The 16,216-nt window shown below is 60.6% G+C and carries 16 protein-coding genes and 1 pseudogene; 9 read left to right on the top strand and 8 right to left on the bottom strand.

What is annotated here, in order from left to right; translation table 11 throughout:
• Nucleotides 1-6 precede the first annotated feature (6 nt).
• Nucleotides 7-1,086, bottom strand: a complete 1,080-nt coding sequence (locus tag V8J63_RS14555) for an endonuclease/exonuclease/phosphatase family protein (RefSeq protein ID WP_130927847.1) — start codon at nt 1,084-1,086, stop codon at nt 7-9.
• A gap of 75 nt (nt 1,087-1,161) precedes the next feature.
• Complete coding sequence (locus V8J63_RS14550; RefSeq protein WP_016773061.1) at nt 1,162-1,836, bottom strand: YciC family protein; 675 nt, start codon at nt 1,834-1,836, stop codon at nt 1,162-1,164.
• Between the two features lie 177 nt (nt 1,837-2,013).
• Here V8J63_RS14550 and V8J63_RS14545 point away from each other — a divergent pair, with 177 nt between their 5' ends.
• From V8J63_RS14545 to V8J63_RS14535, 3 genes and pseudogenes are all read left to right on the top strand, one after another.
• Complete coding sequence (locus V8J63_RS14545) at nt 2,014-2,775, top strand: DUF2076 domain-containing protein (protein ID WP_130927880.1); 762 nt, start codon at nt 2,014-2,016, stop codon at nt 2,773-2,775.
• 272 nt (nt 2,776-3,047) lie between these two features.
• Nucleotides 3,048-3,527: a LabA-like NYN domain-containing protein gene (locus V8J63_RS14540; protein ID WP_056790604.1), complete on the top strand. Its 480-nt coding sequence runs from the start codon at nt 3,048-3,050 to the stop codon at nt 3,525-3,527.
• 35 nt (nt 3,528-3,562) lie between these two features.
• Nucleotides 3,563-4,167, top strand: a pseudogene (locus tag V8J63_RS14535) (3'-5' exonuclease).
• 116 nt (nt 4,168-4,283) lie between these two features.
• Here V8J63_RS14535 and V8J63_RS14530 read toward each other — a convergent pair.
• Nucleotides 4,284-5,288 (bottom strand): hypothetical protein, encoded by a 1,005-nt coding sequence (locus V8J63_RS14530; RefSeq protein WP_122506648.1) that lies wholly within the window; start codon nt 5,286-5,288, stop codon nt 4,284-4,286.
• Between the two features lie 444 nt (nt 5,289-5,732).
• Here V8J63_RS14530 and V8J63_RS14525 point away from each other — a divergent pair, with 444 nt between their 5' ends.
• On the top strand, nt 5,733-6,245 hold the full coding sequence (locus tag V8J63_RS14525; protein WP_122506649.1) for a BRO-N domain-containing protein: 513 nt from the start codon (nt 5,733-5,735) through the stop codon (nt 6,243-6,245).
• Nucleotides 6,246-6,351: 106 nt separating this feature from the next.
• Here the strand turns inward: V8J63_RS14525 and V8J63_RS14520 are convergent, their stop codons facing one another.
• Nucleotides 6,352-6,804, bottom strand: coding sequence for an AsnC family transcriptional regulator (locus V8J63_RS14520; protein WP_122506650.1), 453 nt, complete (start codon nt 6,802-6,804; stop codon nt 6,352-6,354).
• 163 nt (nt 6,805-6,967) lie between these two features.
• Between V8J63_RS14520 and yedA the strand changes: the two genes are divergently transcribed.
• Nucleotides 6,968-7,903: a drug/metabolite exporter YedA gene (gene yedA, locus V8J63_RS14515; protein ID WP_336464228.1), complete on the top strand. Its 936-nt coding sequence runs from the start codon at nt 6,968-6,970 to the stop codon at nt 7,901-7,903.
• Between the two features lie 52 nt (nt 7,904-7,955).
• Nucleotides 7,956-9,296, top strand: coding sequence for a DEAD/DEAH box helicase (locus tag V8J63_RS14510; RefSeq protein WP_024014423.1), 1,341 nt, complete (start codon nt 7,956-7,958; stop codon nt 9,294-9,296).
• A 203-nt stretch (nt 9,297-9,499) separates the two neighbouring features.
• Here the strand turns inward: V8J63_RS14510 and V8J63_RS14505 are convergent, their stop codons facing one another.
• The gene (locus V8J63_RS14505; protein ID WP_130902268.1) at nt 9,500-10,741 is read right to left on the bottom strand and encodes a TIGR03862 family flavoprotein; all 1,242 of its coding nucleotides are present in this window, start codon (nt 10,739-10,741) and stop codon (nt 9,500-9,502) included.
• Between the two features lie 293 nt (nt 10,742-11,034).
• Nucleotides 11,035-11,955: a histone deacetylase family protein gene (locus tag V8J63_RS14500; RefSeq protein WP_024014421.1), complete on the bottom strand. Its 921-nt coding sequence runs from the start codon at nt 11,953-11,955 to the stop codon at nt 11,035-11,037.
• A gap of 82 nt (nt 11,956-12,037) precedes the next feature.
• Here V8J63_RS14500 and V8J63_RS14495 point away from each other — a divergent pair, with 82 nt between their 5' ends.
• From V8J63_RS14495 to V8J63_RS14485, 3 genes are all read left to right on the top strand, one after another.
• Nucleotides 12,038-12,607: a GNAT family N-acetyltransferase gene (locus V8J63_RS14495; protein WP_016773072.1), complete on the top strand. Its 570-nt coding sequence runs from the start codon at nt 12,038-12,040 to the stop codon at nt 12,605-12,607.
• 111 nt (nt 12,608-12,718) lie between these two features.
• Nucleotides 12,719-13,588: an acyl-CoA thioesterase II gene (tesB, locus tag V8J63_RS14490; RefSeq protein WP_016773073.1), complete on the top strand. Its 870-nt coding sequence runs from the start codon at nt 12,719-12,721 to the stop codon at nt 13,586-13,588.
• Nucleotides 13,585-14,178 (top strand): HAD family hydrolase, encoded by a 594-nt coding sequence (locus V8J63_RS14485; RefSeq protein WP_016773074.1) that lies wholly within the window; start codon nt 13,585-13,587, stop codon nt 14,176-14,178. The genes tesB and V8J63_RS14485 overlap by 4 nt, the downstream gene beginning before the upstream one ends.
• 143 nt (nt 14,179-14,321) lie before the next feature.
• On the opposite strand, the gene V8J63_RS14480 is transcribed toward V8J63_RS14485, so the two are convergent.
• A complete protein-coding gene (locus V8J63_RS14480) occupies nt 14,322-15,275 on the bottom strand; it encodes an alpha/beta fold hydrolase (protein WP_130887736.1) in 954 nt (317 codons plus the stop codon).
• Nucleotides 15,276-16,160 (bottom strand): KPN_02809 family neutral zinc metallopeptidase, encoded by an 885-nt coding sequence (gene ypfJ / locus V8J63_RS14475; RefSeq protein ID WP_016773076.1) that lies wholly within the window; start codon nt 16,158-16,160, stop codon nt 15,276-15,278.
• Nucleotides 16,161-16,216: the final 56 nt, after the last annotated feature.

Raw genomic sequence — 16,216 nt, 5'->3', positions numbered from 1 at the left:
AAGCGCTCAGGGCGCAGCGGGCAGGAGGAACCGCGCAATCACTGGCAAATGGTCGGAGATGCGCAGGGTATCGTCCTGCCGCACCTGCGCTTGCAGGCGTTTGAGCTTCGGGCTGTAGAAAAGATAGTCCACCGTGCGATCCGGACCGTTGAGGCCGGGGTCGTTGGGGTAATGGGTCAGCCATTTAGCCCGGTCGATGCCGCCGGCCTCGTTGTTGGTCGGGATCATCGGGTACTTGTCCCACAGCAGATGCAGTTCGCTGTCGGCAGAATAGGGCGTGCGCCGCTCGACCGGCAGGCGTCGATACTGGCCCAGCGGCAGCAGATTGAAATCGCCACCGATCAGCCACGGCAGGCCTTGGCTTTCATATTTGTCGAGGACTTTGGCCACGGCAGCCACTTGCGCCTGCACGTTGCCGTCCGCCTGGCTGGCGCGCTGCAAGTGGGTGTTGAACACGGTCAGTTGTCCGCCATCGCTGAGCGGCAGTTTGACTGCGAGCAAAGCGTCTTTGGGCTGGAACTGGCGGCTGATGAAGTTGCTCGGGGCCACGGGCAGTTGCAGGCGTTCGGCGTGTTCGATGCGATAGCGGCTCAGCGTGGCCAACTGGCGGCCGACGCTGCCGTAGATGTGGGGCTCGGGGACAAAATCGGCTTTCCAGTCGAAGGCGCTGGCACTGCACGGATACAGGTCGGCGACGCGTTCCTGCAACAGCTTGAGCTGATTCTGGTAGTCACTGGCCTTGGCGCCGTCGTCGAGCTCCTGCAACAGCACCACATCCGGTTGTTCGTCACGGATCACCCGCGCCACTTCGTCGAGGCTGAAGGCCATGTCTTCGGCGGTCGGCGCTTCATCGTCGCCTTCGGCCAGATCATTCCAGAACACGTAGCGCTTGCCGGCGAGGAACTGCACGTTCCAGGTCATGACTTTCAGTGCTTGCCCGGGCACCAGCGTCGGCGCGGTAGTGCCGCAACTGACCGGCAGGGTTTCGCGGGCATCGGGGCGCCAGGTCAGGCTGAACAGCAGTACGCCGAACAGGACGACGGCAAGGATGACGAGGAGCAGGGTGTAGCGCAGCAGACGGGTCATGGCTCGGCTTATAGCGTTACAGAAAGTGGCCCCGAGCATACCTGACGGCAGCGACGAAGCCCAAGCACGGCGCGGTCAGACTGCGCCGTTACGTTTGTCAGGCAATTCGCTGATCAGCATGAACAGGCGGAACAGCACCACACTGGTGAACAGTTGCAGGAAGCTGTGGGCGCTGTCGATCAGCCCGGCAATCAGCGGATTCTGCGGTTCGGGGTACACCGCCAGCGTCGCGCCCTTGAGCAGCCACAACGGGGTCATCACGCAGAGAATGCACAACAGGATGCGCCAGAAGTGCCCACGGGTCAGGCGCAGACTTTCCTTCATCGCCTGCAACGGTCCGAGGCCGCGCAGCACCAGCAGGTATTCGGCGAAGGCGAGCATGACCATCAGCATCAGGCCCGGCAGGAAGTACAACGACAGGCCGAGCAGAATCAGCAAGGTATTGAGCGCGGTCAGCACCGCGAAGCGCGGCCACAGGGTTGCGGCCATCGCCAGCAGGTCACGGTTGCGCGGCGACTCGCCACGGCTGCGCGCATCGAGAAACAGGATCAGCGCGGCGGTGTACAGCGGATACACCAGCAGGCCGACGATGATGCTGACGCCGGCGAAGGTGTCCGGTCCGGTGGCGTGATCGACTGCCTGCTGCAAGAAGGCTTCGACAATCACTAGCGGCAGGCACAACTGCACGATGCTGCCCAGATGGCGTTTGAAAAAATACAAAGAGTCGCGCAGTACTTCGAGGGCATTCATCAGTCGGTATCGCAGGTCGAAAACAGTGGCTCACTTTAACCGATGCAACGCGGGGCGACACAAACGTAAACATTCGGTAAAGGCCATTGAAACGTTTTGTCACTGTCTCCATTACAGGAGAGCACCGCGCTCAAAGTGGGCACGGGCATGTTATTACCGGCAATCTACGAGGTCGCCATGAACAGCGAAGAGCAAACCCTGATCGATGGACTGTTTTCCCGGCTGCAACAGGCCGAAACGGAGGCAGCCCCGCGCGACGCCCAGGCCGAGGCGCGGATCAAGGAACACCTGACGCGCCAACCGGCGGCAGGTTATTTCATGACCCAGGCGATTCTGGTGCAAGAGGCCGCGCTGAAAAGCCTCGACGAGCAGAACAAGCAACTGACCCAGCAAGTCCAGCGCCTGCAGGCCGAGCTGCAATCGGCCAAGGCCCAGAGTGGCGCTCCGTCAGCGAGCGGTGGCGGTGGCTTCCTGTCGAGCATTTTTGGTGGCGGCAATTCACGTCCGGCGCCGAGCCAGAGCGCAGCGCCGTCGTCCTCCGGCGGCTGGCGTGAACCGGCACCGCAGCAGAGCTACCAGGCACCGGCGCCACAACAGAGCTTCGCCGCCGCGCCGCCCAACTATGCGCAGCAGGCAGCCCCGGCGGCGGGCAACAGCTTTCTCGGCGGCGCGCTGAAAACCGCCGCAGGCGTGGCCGGCGGTGTGATGCTGGCGCAGGGCATCGGCAGCCTGTTCCACCACAATCAGCAACCTGAAGAAATCGTCGAGGTCATCAAGGAAGAACCGGCGCAGGTCGCCGACCAGAGCAACAACGGCTGGGGCGATGAGCAGCGCGTGGCGGACAACGGTTTCTCTGGCAATGACCAGGGCGGTTTCAGCGACGCCGATTACAGCAGCGACAATTCGTCGTTCTTCGATGACGACGACTCCTATGTCTGACATAGCCTCTGAAGGCTGACATGTACACTGTGGCGAGGGGATTTATCCCCGCTGGGCTGCGCAGCAGCCCCGCTTTTCCTGATTGGAGCGAGGACTGCTGCGCAGCCCAACGGGGATAAATCCCCTCGCCACACTCACCACTCGTCAGCAGCACCTTTGCGCCTGTGGCCGATTATTCGCGGAACCCTCCTTCGGGCTGGCATACTGAGCGCCTTTTTCAGGCCTGATCGCCTGACCCCGCTTCGTGCGCTTGCGCGCTCACAGGAACTCCGGTGAAAAAAATCGCAGTGTTCGCCGATGTGCAGAACCTCTACTACACCGTGCGTCAGGCCTATGGTTGCCACTTCAACTACGCCGCATTGTGGGCCGACATCAGCAAGAACGGGCAGATCGTCGAGGCTTACGCCTACGCGATCGACCGTGGCGACAGCAAGCAGCAGCAGTTTCAGCAGATCCTGCGCAACCTCGGTTTTACCGTGAAGCTCAAGCCCTACATCCAGCGCAGCGACGGCTCGGCCAAGGGCGACTGGGACGTGGGCATTACCCTGGACATCATGGACGCCGCCGACCATGTCGACGAAGTGGTGCTGGCCTCCGGTGACGGCGATTTCGACATGCTGCTCGAACGCATCATCAACAAGCACGGCGTGCAAGCAGTCGCCTACGGCGTGCCCGGCCTGACCGCCAACTCGCTGATCCGCGCCGCCAGCCGCTACGTGCCGATCGAAGGCGCGCTGTTGCTCAAGAGCTGAGCTGAACAACAGATTTGAACGGAGTACACCCCGGTTTGGAACGCATTGCAGTCATCGACTTTGAAACCACCGGCCTGTCGCCGAACAGCAGCTGCCGCGCCACGGAAATCGCCGTGGTCATGCTGGAAAACGGCCGCATCGTCGAGCGTTACCAGAGCCTGATGAACGCCGGCGTGCGCGTCCCCGCGTTCATCGAGCAACTGACCGGCATCAGCAACGCCATGCTGCGCACCGCGCCGCCGGCCGAGCGGGTGATGGAAGAGGTCAACGAATTCGTCGGTTGTACGCCGCTGTTGGCGCACAACGCCTCGTTCGACCAGAAGTTCTGGGATTTCGAACTGGGGCAGATCAAACGCACACGCCTGCAGAATTTTGCCTGTTCACTGCTGCTGGCGCGGCGCCTGATGCCGGCGGCGCCAAATCACAAGCTCGGTACGCTCACCACGTTCGCGCAGTTGCCGCATACCGGCCAGGCTCACCGGGCCATGGCCGATGCGGAGATGGCCGCCAATCTGATGGCGCATCTGGCTGAAGAGCTGCGGGGCAAACATGGAGTGCGCGAGTTGAATCACGACCTGTTGTGCAAATTGCAGAAAGTCCCTGCCGCAAAGTGGGCGAGCATTTGCAGCGTTATCGCTGATCCCTAGCCCACTGCAGAGTGCTGTACACACCACCTTAACCATTATGGGATAAGACGATGTGTACATTGGAACATCAAATGTCCTCTAGGAGCTGCCGAAGGCTGCGGGTTTGGCTTTAAGCCAGACTGTTGAATTGCTGGCTATTGATCTTGCTTACCGGCATGAAGCCTGTCGTTTTCTTGAAGTTCATAGCGTGTACAAAGTTCTTCATCGAGTCTGATGGATCGATGCTTTGCATGTTGAGCTTGGACAGTGTCTCGCGAGAAATAGCGACGCTGAGGATGGGCTGATCCTCTAAGTGGCCGGTCGCGGAGTTGAGGAGTAAGTCAACGGCCGTAACGATGACGAGGTGTTCGGGAAGAATATTTAGCAGTTCTTGACCCACACGCAGAACGCAGCTGGATACGTAGTCCTGTAACAGCTCATTAAATTTACTGATCGGCATTTTTTTCACCGACAGTTTTCCACTCTGTAGCAGCGACTTGATGTCTTGAGGAATCACTTTGGTCCCGTGTACCGAGAGTGTGCATTCGAGAATGCCGTTATCTGCGACCGAGAAATTAATTGACGTGCCCAAGTGGGAAATATCCGTGAACGGGTTCACGCGAAGAACTGCATCAATTTTCGATTGGCCATTGCCAGCGAGAATTCCTAGCGCGAGTTCGTGATCTATTTTCCAATCCTGATACTCGTTTTTCCACTCCGCTATTTCTTGAGCCAACTGCTGCGTGTCTTTGGCAACCGCTGCTTGAATAGCGTATTCCAGTTTTTTACGCTGTCTGGCCTCAAGTTTTAAAGTGCGCGTAATGAAGCCAGGTTTATAGCTAGCCTGTTTCGCCCTCGCTTGGTTTTCATGAGCATTTAGTGCGGCTGGTTTTATCGGTGGAGGTTGATTTGCGAACTCACTCCAGTCGATCCTTTCGCCGCAGTCTTTATGCACAGACAGCAACAAATCTATGTGATTTTCGTAGACCTCAACTTCGTAGGCGGCCTGCTCAAGGACCTCCATTTTTTCGAATTCTTTCTGACGCACCTGCAATTCCCTTTGCCGCCGTTTTGAGTTGCGCTCTGCTCTTCTCGCTGATGCCTGCATTGAGCGTAGGGTTCCCTTCCAAGTCATTTTTGAACTCCTTTCATGTCCATCGGTTTTTTGAGAACGGTCAATTCTCGGCATGTTCAGGACATTAGCCGCTGCGCTGGGTGGCGTCCATCGAACAAAAGTCTCCCGTAATCGGTTTGTTTAATTACGTGTATGGCTCGGCGAAGCATCCTACTGAAGTTTAGGGGGAATCCGTCTTGAGCCTAGATAACCCTGCCGTTAACCTCTGTGCGTCGCTGCAAATTCAGCGATCGGGACTGCAAGCCCGCCGATAGTTTGTTAGGAGACCACTGGCAAACCTATAATCGCGTCGCTTCAATTGGCGACTATCGATTTATGGTAGCTGTGTGCGGGAGACCTTCGGGTCTGCCGAGGTCTCCTACTCGGTCTTGCAGACCCGCGCACAGCTGCCACCCATCATCTGCAAGTGATGCGGGCAGCTCCGATGTTTTAAGGAGATTTGTCATGGTCAAGGTTGTCCCCACGCACTCAGAAAATTTCGATTCAGCATTCCCTCGTGAGCCGCTCATACAGCCCCAATTATTCATCCGTCATCACATTCAACTGCGGGCCACTCTGCAACATGCGGAGGCTTGGTTCTGTGCCCGAGACATCGGTCGTCTCATGGGGCTGGAAATCAATGCACGGCAAGTGCTCAAGCTGGATGAGGATCAGAGGCAGATGATGCATCTGTCTGGGCATGAAGGTGTTGACAAGGCTTTGATGCTGAGTGAGTCCGGTGTCTATTCGATGCTGATCTACCACTACTCCCCTGAGAACCGACACCTTCGCCAATGGCTTACGCATCAGGTCGTGCCCTTGCTTCGGCAGGACGCCAAGTCGGTTGCAGACCCGCATTTGCGTTTACTCGCGTGTGCCGGAGAAACGGTGAGGCTCCTGCATTGGCGCAATGAGCCTTGGATCCGTATGCGGGATATGCCGTATTTGCTGACCGAGGAGGGCCGCAGTTACGGTTGAATATTCGGCTGGTCGCTATGGCGGTGTGTCAGTCAGCTTTGTATTGATTGATGCACCGCCTTCGCGAGCAGGCTCGCTCCCACATTAATCTTTTCGGTGTGCCTGATTATTTACCGTTGCCTTCGATGTGTCCCAACGGCACACGCTTTTCGACTGCGCTTGAAAGCACAATCGACGTCTTGCTGAACCCGAACTTCGCCACCCGATCGATCAACTCTTCCAGCTCCGGCATCGAGGCCACCGCCGCTTGCATGATCACGCACGGGTCGCCGGTGACCCGATGGCATTCGGTGATCTGCGGGATTTTGATCAGTTCATCGTAGGCCTTCTGGTTGCCGTGCTGGTTCAGGCGCAGTTCGATCACGCACTGGATCGGCAGGCCGATTTTCGCCATATCGATTTTTGCTTGATAACCGGTGATCACTCCGGCCGCTTCTAGTTTGGCCACGCGTTCGGCGACGGCGGGGGCTGAGAGGTTGATCTTGCGCGCCAGATCAGCGTAAGACGCTCGGCCGTTTTCCAGAAGTGCGCCGAGCAGCATGCGGTCGTATTTGTCCAAGGCGAACTCCTGAAATGGCCAGACTTTAGAAATCGCGGCTTAACTCGGCGATCTCCGTGTTTTCCAAAGTGTACCGGCGCGAAAAACAGGTTTTGTAACTTATTTTTGCGCGGCGGCCTTTCTAGAATGACCGGTCCACAGAAATCTGACTGTCGAGCTGCCCATGCCTGCCTTGCGCCGTTTTTCCCTGTCGTTGATCGCTGCGTTTTTTGCGTTGTACGTGATCTGGGGGTCGACCTATCTGGTGATCCGCATCGGCGTCGAATACTGGCCGCCGCTGTTGCTGGCCGGGGTACGCTTCGTCATTGCCGGCAGCTTGATGTACGCCTGGCTGCGCTGGCGTGGGGCTCCGGCGCCGACCTGGGCGCAGTGGAAAGCGGCGGGGCTGGTCGGCATTCTGCTGCTCAGTTTTGGTAATGGCGCGGTCAGCGTGGCCGAGCACACTGGTGTGGCTTCCGGCGTTGCCGCGCTGGCGGTGGCGACGATGCCACTGTTCACCTTGTTGTTCGGCTACTTCTGGGGTGCGCGCAATACGCGGCTGGAGTGGGCCGGTGTCGCGTTGGGGATTATTGGCATCGCCATGCTCAACATGGGTTCCAACCTGCAATCGAGCCCGCTCGGTGCGATGTTGCTGATTTTCGCGGCGGCGAGCTGGGCGTTCGGTTCGGTGTGGAGCAAATACCTGCCATTGCCGGCGGGGGCGATGGCCAGCGCGGTGGAAATGCTGGTTGGCGGCGTGGTCTTGCTGATCGGCAGTGCGCTGAGTGGCGAGCACCTGCAAGCCATGCCGCCGCTCGAAGGGTGGCTGGCGCTGGCCTATCTGATTTTCTTTGGCTCGATCATCGCCTTCAATTCCTACATGTATCTGCTCAAACACGTGCGCCCGGCGGCAGCGACCAGTTATGCCTACGTCAACCCGGCGGTGGCGGTGTTGCTCGGCGTGGTGTTTGTCGGCGAGACCATCGGCATCGAAGAAGCGCTGGCGATGCTGGTGATCATCAGCGCGGTGCTGCTGATCAGCCTGCCGCAGTGGCGTCGACCTGCGCAGCCACCCGTGGAAGAGGCGAAAGCCGTTCCGACGGAAGCGCGTACGAATTAGGGTAAACTGCGCGGCATTGCATCCCCGCGTCATTTTTTCCTACGGTACTCCCATGACTTTCGCCTCCCTTGGCCTGATCGAACCCTTGCTGCGCTCCCTTGAGACGCTCGGCTACCAGACCCCGACGCCGGTGCAGGCGCAAGCCATTCCGGCGGTGCTGGCCGGTCGCGACCTGATGGCAGCGGCCCAGACCGGCACCGGTAAAACTGCCGGTTTCGCCTTGCCGCTGTTGCAGTTGCTGGCCATGGAAGGGCCGAAAGTCACCGCCAACTCGGCGCGTGCGCTGATTCTGGTGCCGACCCGCGAGCTGGCCGAGCAGGTCCACGAAGCCGTGCGCCAGTACGCGGAAAACCTGCCGCTGCGTACTTACGCGGTGTATGGCGGTGTCAGCATCAACCCGCAGATGATGAAGCTGCGCGGCGGCGTCGATGTGCTGGTCGCCACACCCGGTCGCTTGATCGACCTGTTCCGCCAGAACGCGCTGAAACTCAATCAGCTGCAAACGCTGGTGCTGGATGAAGCCGATCGTATGCTCGACCTGGGCTTCTCGGAAGAACTGGCGAACATTTACCGCATGCTGCCGAAAAAGCGCCAGACCCTGCTGTTCTCCGCGACCTTCTCCGATGACATCCGCCTGCTCGCCGGGCAGATGCTCAATGATCCTTTGAGCGTCGAAGTCAGCCCGCGCAACGTCGCCGCCAACACGGTCAAGCAGTGGATCGTCACCGTCGACAAGAAGCGCAAGGCTGAACTGTTCGTGCACCTGATGCGCAAGAACAAGTGGAAGCAGGTGCTGGTGTTCGCCAAAACCCGCAATGGCGTCGATGCGCTGGTGGAAAAACTTCAGGGCCTCGGTGTGAATGCTGACGGTATCCATGGCGACAAACCGCAGGCTACGCGCCAGCGCGCGCTGGACCGGTTCAAGCTCAGCGAAGTGCAGATTCTGGTCGCGACCGACGTCGCCGCTCGTGGTCTGGACATCGAAGATCTGCCGCTGGTGGTCAATTTCGATCTGCCGATCGTCGCCGAGGATTACATTCACCGCATTGGCCGCACTGGCCGCGCGGGTGCCACCGGTGAGGCGATTTCGCTGGTGTGTGCCGATGAAGTGAACATGCTCTCGGCGATCGAAATGCTGACGCGGCAGAACCTGAAGCGCCAGAACGAACCGGATTTCGAACCCGAGCACCGCGTGCCGGACACCGATGCCAGCGGTCAGGTGATCAAGAAGCCGAAGAAACCGAAGAAGCCGAAAGCGTCGGGCGGTGGCGGTGGTAAGCGCAATCTGGGCAAGTGGGTCGACAGCGGCGAGACCTCGGCACCGGAGCCATCGATCAAGCCGGTGCGCAAAGTGCCGGTGTTCAATACTGGACCGCGCAAGCGCAAGCCTTGAGATCAAAGATCAAAAGCCCCTCACCCTAACCCTCTCCCGGAGGGAGAGGGGACTGATTGGGGGATGCTTGTGAGTTACGCCGACCTGATATATCAGATGTGAATGCATAATCGACACGATCGCTCAGGTCGTGCATGACGTCAGACACCTCGGTCGGCTCCCTCTCCTAGGGGAGAGGGCTGGGGTGAGGGGGCGAGGGCGACTCAGTTCCCGCGCCCTAACCAGCTCAACATCCCCAACCCAGCCGCCCGCCCACTGGCAAAACACCCGGTCAGCAAATAGCCTCCGGTCGGCGCTTCCCAATCAAGCATCTCGCCCGCACAAAACACCCCCGGCAGGGCCTTGAGCATCAAGCGCTCATCCATCGCTTCGAATCTCACGCCACCAGCACTGCTGATCGCTTCATCCAGCGGACGGGTTTTCACCAGTGTGAGCGGCAACGCTTTGATCGCTCGCGCCAACAGCGCCGGATCGGCGAACGTTTCGGCGTCGGTCAGCTCGCGCAACAACGCGGCTTTAACCCCATCAATCCCCACCTGACTGTGCAGATGCTTGGCCATTGAGCGCGAACCACGTGGTTTGCTCAGCGCCGCCTGCAATTTATCCACAGGCCGGCCGGGCAGCAGGTCGATGTGGATAACCGCTGCGCCGTAGCGATTGATTCCCTCGCGTATCGGCGCCGACAGCGCATAGATCAGGCTGCCTTCAATGCCGGTCGCGGTGATCACGCATTCGCCCAAGCGCGGGATGTCGTCGTTCAAACCGATGGCAATGTTTTTCAGCGGTGCGCCGGCGAATTTGCTCACCATCAGCTCGCTCCAGGCTTGCACCTCGAAGCCGCAATTGCTTGGCTGCAACGGCGCCAGATCCACGCCGCGCTGCTCCAGCGGCAACATCCACGCGCCATCCGAGCCCAGGCGCGACCAACTGCCGCCGCCGAGGGCGAGCAGGGTGGCGTCGGGGTTTACGCTGATTTCGCCTTCCGGGCTGGCGATGCGCAGTGCACCGCTTGCGTCCCAGCCGAGCCAGCGATGGCGGGTGTGGATAACTACGCCGCTGTCGCGCAGGCGCTTGAGCCAGGCGCGCAACAGTGGCGCGGCTTTCATGTCGGTGGGGAACACGCGGCCGGAGCTGCCGATGAAGGTTTCGATGCCCAGTTCGTGAATCCACTGGCACAGCGCATCGGCATCGAATGCGCGCAGCAGCGGGGCGATCTGCGGTGCGCGCTCAGCGTAGCGGGAGAGGAATGCCGGGTAGGCTTCGGAATGGGTGATGTTCATGCCGCCGACCCCGGCCAGCAGGAACTTGCGCCCGACCGAGGGCATGCCGTCGTACACGTCGACGCGGATTCCGGCCTGACTCAGCACTTCGGCGGCCATCAGGCCGGCGGGGCCACCGCCAATGATGGCGACGTGGGTGTTGGCGGGGGCGGAATTCTGGGTCATGGGCGTGCGCTGCGGTATGGCGGGACAAGGCGCGCATTCTAACAGCGCTGAACCCTGTGGGAGACACCATGTGGGAGCGAGCCTGCTCGCGAACGCGGTCTGTCAGTCAATTAGATGTTGTGGGTGCTAAAGCTTTCGCGAGCAGGCTCGCTCCCACCGGGGCTGCGGTGTATTTCGAGGCTGGTTAAAAAATAAACAGTGCGCTGGGCGCCTTGGGCAGCATGGCCTGCAGTCCCTTTCGCTCAGGTTATCCACAGGCAGTTCCACAGCGATTGTGGGTAACGCAGCACGTTTCAATGACAGCCGTGTGAATCCCACACTCGTTGCGCGCTGTGATGGAGGATGCCGTGGCGGCGGGCGAGGGCGTGGCGGTCCTTGCTGTAGCCGCCGCCGATCACCCCGACCACCGGAATGTCGCGGCCCAGGCAATGGCGCATCACCCGTTCATCGCGCTCGGCCACCCCGGCGTCGGTCAGTTGCAGATAACCGAGGGCATCGTCCTTGTGCACATCAACGCCGGCGTCGTAGAGCACCAGATCCGGTTGATACAGCGGCAGCAGGTAATTGAGCGTGTCATCGACCACCTGCAGATAATCGGCATCGCCCATGCCTTTGGGCAGCGGAATGTCCCAGTCACTTTCGGCTTTGCGTGCGGGAAAATTCTTCTCGCAGTGCAGGGAAACGGTAATCGCCTCCGGCGTGTCGTGGAGAATTCGCGCAGTGCCGTCGCCCTGATGCACGTCGCAATCGAAGATCAGCACGCGATTGACCCGGCCGCTCTGCAACAGGTACTGGCTGATAATCGCCAGGTCATTGAAGATGCAGAACCCGGCGGGGTAATCGTAGTGAGCGTGATGGGTGCCGCCGGCCAGATGACAGGCCAGGCCATGTTCCAGCGCTTGCTCTGCGGCGAGAATCGAACCGCCCACCGCGCGCACCGTGCGTCGCGCCAGCGCCTCGTTCCACGGCAGGCCGAGGCGCCGTTGGTCTTCGCGGGACAACTCGCCGCTCATGTAGCGTTCGATATAGCTGCGGTCATGGGCGAGGGCGAGGATGTCGTTGGGACAGATCTGCGGGCGCAGCAGGTCGGCGTCGCGGGTCAGGCCGCTGTCGACCAGGTGATCACGCAGCAGCCGGAACTTGTCCATGGGAAAGCGGTGATCCGCGGGAAACTCGGGGCTGTAGTCTTCGTGATAGATCAACGGCAAGGGCATGGCTTGTTTCGCGCAGAACCAGGGAAAGAATGAACGATCCTACCAGCGATGTAGACTCAACGGCATGGAAATGGAGGGGACGATGGAGCCGATACTGGAGCTGCAAAGCGCGCGGTTGTTGATGCGTCAGTGGCAGGACGAGGATTTGCCGGCATTCGCCGCGATGTGCGCCGATCCACAGGTCATGCGCTACTTTCCGGCGCCGTTGACCCGGCTCGAAAGCGCCGCATTGATCGGCCGCGTGCGCGGGCATTTTGCCGAGCATGGCTTTGGCCTGTGGGCGCTGGAGCGCAAGGACACGGGCGAATTCATCGGTTTCACCGGGTTGGGCGTGGTCGGCTTCGATGCGCCGTTTACCCCGGCGGTGGAGATCGGCTGGCGGCTGGCCAAGGAACACTGGGGCCTGGGTTACGCCAGCGAAGCGGCGTGGACCGCACTGCGGGCGGGTTTCGACCAGTTGAAACTGGAGGAAATCGTCGCGTTTACCGCCGCGCAGAATGCGCAGTCGGAGAAGGTCATGCAGGCGATCGGCATGCATCACGATCCGCAGGATGATTTCGATCACCCCAAGCTTGCGCTCGATCACCCGTTGCGCCGCCATGTCCTGTATCGCATCAGCCGCGAACAATGGTTGCAAACCTTGCATGAATAAGCCGACACGGACGTTTACAATGGCCGCCATCGTATTTGGCCCGTGCCAGAACCTGAATCGTCCGCCGCAGCCAAGACTGCGCGGCCATTGCTTTGTGTGAGGAGAGTCTGAATGAGCCAAGTGCTGGAAGATCTGGTCGATCTGCTGACCCTGGAACCGATCGAAGAAAACCTGTTCCGTGGTCGCAGCCAGGATCTGGGGTTCCGCCAGTTGTTCGGCGGTCAGGTGCTCGGCCAGTCGCTGTCGGCGGCCAGTCAGACGGTGGAAGAGGCGCGCCATGTGCACTCGCTGCACGGTTATTTCCTGCGCCCGGGCGATGCCAAGTTGCCGGTGGTCTATTCGGTCGATCGCGTGCGTGATGGCGGCAGCTTCAGCACCCGCCGCGTGACGGCGATCCAGAAGGGCCACCCGATCTTCACGTGCAGCGCTTCGTTCCAGTACGACGAAAAAGGCTTCGAGCATCAGGGCCAGATGCCGGCGGTGGTCGGCCCGGAAAACCTGCCCTCGGAGCTGGAGTTGATCCAGCAGCGTGCGCACCTGATTCCCGAGCACATGCGTGAAAAACTGCTGTGCCCGAAACCGATCGAAGTACGCCCGGTCACCGAAAAGGATCCGTACAACCCGCAACCGGCCGATCCGATCAAATATGTGTGGTTCCGCGCCGACGGCGCCCTGGCCGACATTCCTGCGCTGCACAAATACCTGCTGGCCTACGCCTCGGACTTCGGCCTGCTGACCACGTCGATGCTGCCCCACGGCAAGTCGGTCTGGCAGAAAGACATGCAGGTCGCCAGCCTCGATCACGCGCTGTGGTTCCACAACGACCTGCGCGCCGATGACTGGTTGCTCTACGCGATGGACAGTCCGTGGGCCGGCAACTCCCGTGGTTTTTCCCGTGGCAGCGTGTTCAACCGCGCCGGGCAACTGGTCGCTTCGGTGACTCAGGAAGGCCTGATCCGCCATCGCAAGGACTGGGCATGAGCCTGACCGAGGTTCGTCATTGGGTGTTCGACATGGACGGCACGCTGACTGTCGCCGTGCATGATTTCGCGGCGATTCGTGTGGCGCTGGCGATTCCGCCAGAGGACGACATCCTCACCCATCTCGCTGCATTGCCAGCGGATGAAGCAGCGGCCAAGCATGCCTGGTTGCTCGAGCACGAACGCGATCTGGCGCTGGGCTCGACCCCGGCCACCGGCGCGGTTGAGCTGGTGCGCGACCTGCATGCGCGCGGTTATCGCCTCGGCATTCTCACGCGCAATGCGCGTGAGCTGGCGCACGTGACGCTGGAGGCGATCGGCCTGGCTGACTGCTTCGCGGTTGAGGATGTGCTGGGTCGCGACGAAGCACCACCGAAACCACATCCCGGCGGATTGCTGAAACTGGCCGAAGCCTGGCAAGTGCCGGCCAGTGACATGGTGATGGTCGGCGATTACCGTTTTGATCTGGATTGCGGTCGAGCAGCGGGGGCGCGGACGGTATTGGTGAACCTGCCGGATAACCCGTGGCCGGAGTTGACCGATTGGCATGCGAAGGATTGTGTTGAGTTGCGGCGGATGCTGTTTGCCTGACATCTTCGTCGCCTGAGCCGGCCCCTTCGCGAGCAAGCTCGCTCCCACATTGGATCTTCAGTGCACACATATTTTGTGCATGTCATAGAGCTATGTGGGAGCGAGCTTGCTCGCGAAGGGGGCGGTGAATTCAGCAAAAAAACCTACTGATCAAACAACGCCTTCTGCCCCTCCGCCGACGTCAGCATTCCATCCCCGTCATGCCCGACTCCAGGCACCTCCACCAGCCGCTGATTGACCCCCTCGGGATGCCGGCGCAGTAAGTAGCCGAAATACATTTTTCCGCGCATCAACCGGTAAGCCCCTTGCGCCTCGGCCGCGCAGCTCTTGTCCAGCGCCGGATGTTCCGGATCGACGTCCTGCTGCCCGAGCAGATAAATCACCTCGCGTTTGACGTAAGCGCTCTCGACCTGCAACGGCGTTTGCCCGCCGGCATACACCGGCATGTCCGCCAGGCCGTACTTCCAGCGATTGAAACCAGGACATTGCGCGTGATCGAACGCCACTGGCCGCTGCTCGTTGAAGTACGCATAAGAAGAAGGATTGGCCACCACATAGCGCAAGCGAATGCCGTTGGCCTTGAGCGCTGGCTGATCCTTGGCCAGCAGGGCGTAACGCTGCACCACTTGGCCCCCGCCAGAGTGGCCGAAGATCACGATCTGCTTCACGTCCGGAAACTGTTTGCGATCGCTGACCCGCGCGACGATTTCATCCAGCGCCGCGTAGGAGCTCAGCGGATTTGGCCCGGTGGACAAGCCGCCGCCCATCCACTCGTTGCCCTGCCAGCGCAGCACCGTCGGCGGCAAGGAATACAGGGTGACGTCACTTTCATTGAGAAACTGCGGAGCGATCACCAGCGTGTGCGCGGTCTGCCCGGCGAGTTCGGCGGCGCTTTCCGCGCTTTTGCGGTAGGTCTCGGCGTTGCGCAGGCGACCGTGAATGACGATCAGCACCCGCTCGATCTTCTCCGGTGCCGGGCCGATGCCCACCGCCATTTCCCCGGCCTTGAGTTGCAGGCGACCGGGGCTGATCGCATCGACGCCGGCCGCTTGCGCGGTGCCGACGATGAACAGTAACGCCACAAGCCATTTATGCATTTACAGGGTTTTCGCCGCGAAGGTGTCGCACTGGCTTACCTGGCCTTGCGCGAATCCGGTTTTGAACCAGCGCACCCTTTGCGCTGACGTACCGTGGGTAAACGAGTCCGGCACCACACGGCCCTGACCCTGTTGCTGCAAGCGATCATCGCCGATGGCGTTGGCGGCATTCAAGGCTTCCTCGATGTCGCCCGGTTCCAGCCAGTTCAGGCGTTTCTGCGCGTTATACGCCCAGACACCGGCGAGACAGTCCGCCTGCAATTCCTGGCGAACCAGCAAGCCGCCGTCGCCCTCCATCTGCCGGCCTTGCTGACGCGCCGCCTGCATCTTCGCCGAGACGCCCAGCAGCGTCTGCACATGATGGCCGACTTCGTGCGCAATCACGTAAGCCTGAGCGAAATCGCCGGCGGCTTTGAAGCGCTGCGACATTTCCTGAAAGAAGGCCATGTCCAGATAGACCTTCTGGTCGGCCGGGCAGTAGAACGGGCCGGTGGCAGAAGTGGCCATGCCGCACGCGGAGTTCACCCGATTGCTGAACAGCACCAGTGTCGGGTCTTTGTATTGGCGTCCGGCCTGCTGGAAGATCGGACCCCAGGTGTCTTCGGTGTCGCCGAGGATCGAGCGGACGAATTCAGCCTGTTCATCATTGGCCGGTGGCGCCTGGCGGGTTTGCGAGGTGGGCGCCGGCTGCTCCATCTGCCCGGTCAACTGGCCGAGAATCTGCATCGGGTCCTGGCCGGTGAGCCAGCCGATGCCGACAATCAGCACGATGGCCGTCAGGCTCAGGCCCTTGCCGCCGCCGAAGCGCATGCCGCCGCCACCGCCGGCATCATCACCCCGGGCGTCGACGACGTTGTCACTGCGTCGGCCTTTTTTCCATAGCATATGGGAATCCTCTTTTATTGCCGGTGATGAATCTGCTGGTGATGAGTGTTGCCGCT

Source organism: Pseudomonas sp. CCNWLW23, from assembly GCF_037095675.1.
Taxonomy (GTDB): domain Bacteria; phylum Pseudomonadota; class Gammaproteobacteria; order Pseudomonadales; family Pseudomonadaceae; genus Aquipseudomonas; species Aquipseudomonas atacamensis.
Note: the sequence above shows the minus strand (reverse complement) of the source record. Positions and strands in the feature narration are given on the sequence as shown.

Bases quoted from the DNA above. Each gene is read 5' to 3' on its own strand.
- V8J63_RS14555 (WP_130927847.1), bottom strand. From the start codon at position 1,086: ATGACCCGTCTGCTGCGCTACACCCTGCTCCTCGTCATCCTTGCCGTC.
- V8J63_RS14550 (WP_016773061.1), bottom strand. From the start codon at position 1,836: ATGAATGCCCTCGAAGTACTGCGCGACTCTTTGTATTTTTTCAAACGC.
- V8J63_RS14545 (WP_130927880.1), top strand. From the start codon at position 2,014: ATGAACAGCGAAGAGCAAACCCTGATCGATGGACTGTTTTCCCGGCTG.
- V8J63_RS14530 (WP_122506648.1), bottom strand. From the start codon at position 5,288: ATGACTTGGAAGGGAACCCTACGCTCAATGCAGGCATCAGCGAGAAGA.
- V8J63_RS14525 (WP_122506649.1), top strand. From the start codon at position 5,733: ATGGTCAAGGTTGTCCCCACGCACTCAGAAAATTTCGATTCAGCATTC.
- yedA (WP_336464228.1), top strand. From the start codon at position 6,968: ATGCCTGCCTTGCGCCGTTTTTCCCTGTCGTTGATCGCTGCGTTTTTT.
- V8J63_RS14510 (WP_024014423.1), top strand. From the start codon at position 7,956: ATGACTTTCGCCTCCCTTGGCCTGATCGAACCCTTGCTGCGCTCCCTT.
- V8J63_RS14505 (WP_130902268.1), bottom strand. From the start codon at position 10,741: ATGACCCAGAATTCCGCCCCCGCCAACACCCACGTCGCCATCATTGGC.
- V8J63_RS14500 (WP_024014421.1), bottom strand. From the start codon at position 11,955: ATGCCCTTGCCGTTGATCTATCACGAAGACTACAGCCCCGAGTTTCCC.
- V8J63_RS14495 (WP_016773072.1), top strand. From the start codon at position 12,038: ATGGAGCCGATACTGGAGCTGCAAAGCGCGCGGTTGTTGATGCGTCAG.
- tesB (WP_016773073.1), top strand. From the start codon at position 12,719: ATGAGCCAAGTGCTGGAAGATCTGGTCGATCTGCTGACCCTGGAACCG.
- V8J63_RS14485 (WP_016773074.1), top strand. From the start codon at position 13,585: ATGAGCCTGACCGAGGTTCGTCATTGGGTGTTCGACATGGACGGCACG.
- V8J63_RS14480 (WP_130887736.1), bottom strand. From the start codon at position 15,275: ATGCATAAATGGCTTGTGGCGTTACTGTTCATCGTCGGCACCGCGCAA.
- ypfJ (WP_016773076.1), bottom strand. From the start codon at position 16,160: ATGCTATGGAAAAAAGGCCGACGCAGTGACAACGTCGTCGACGCCCGG.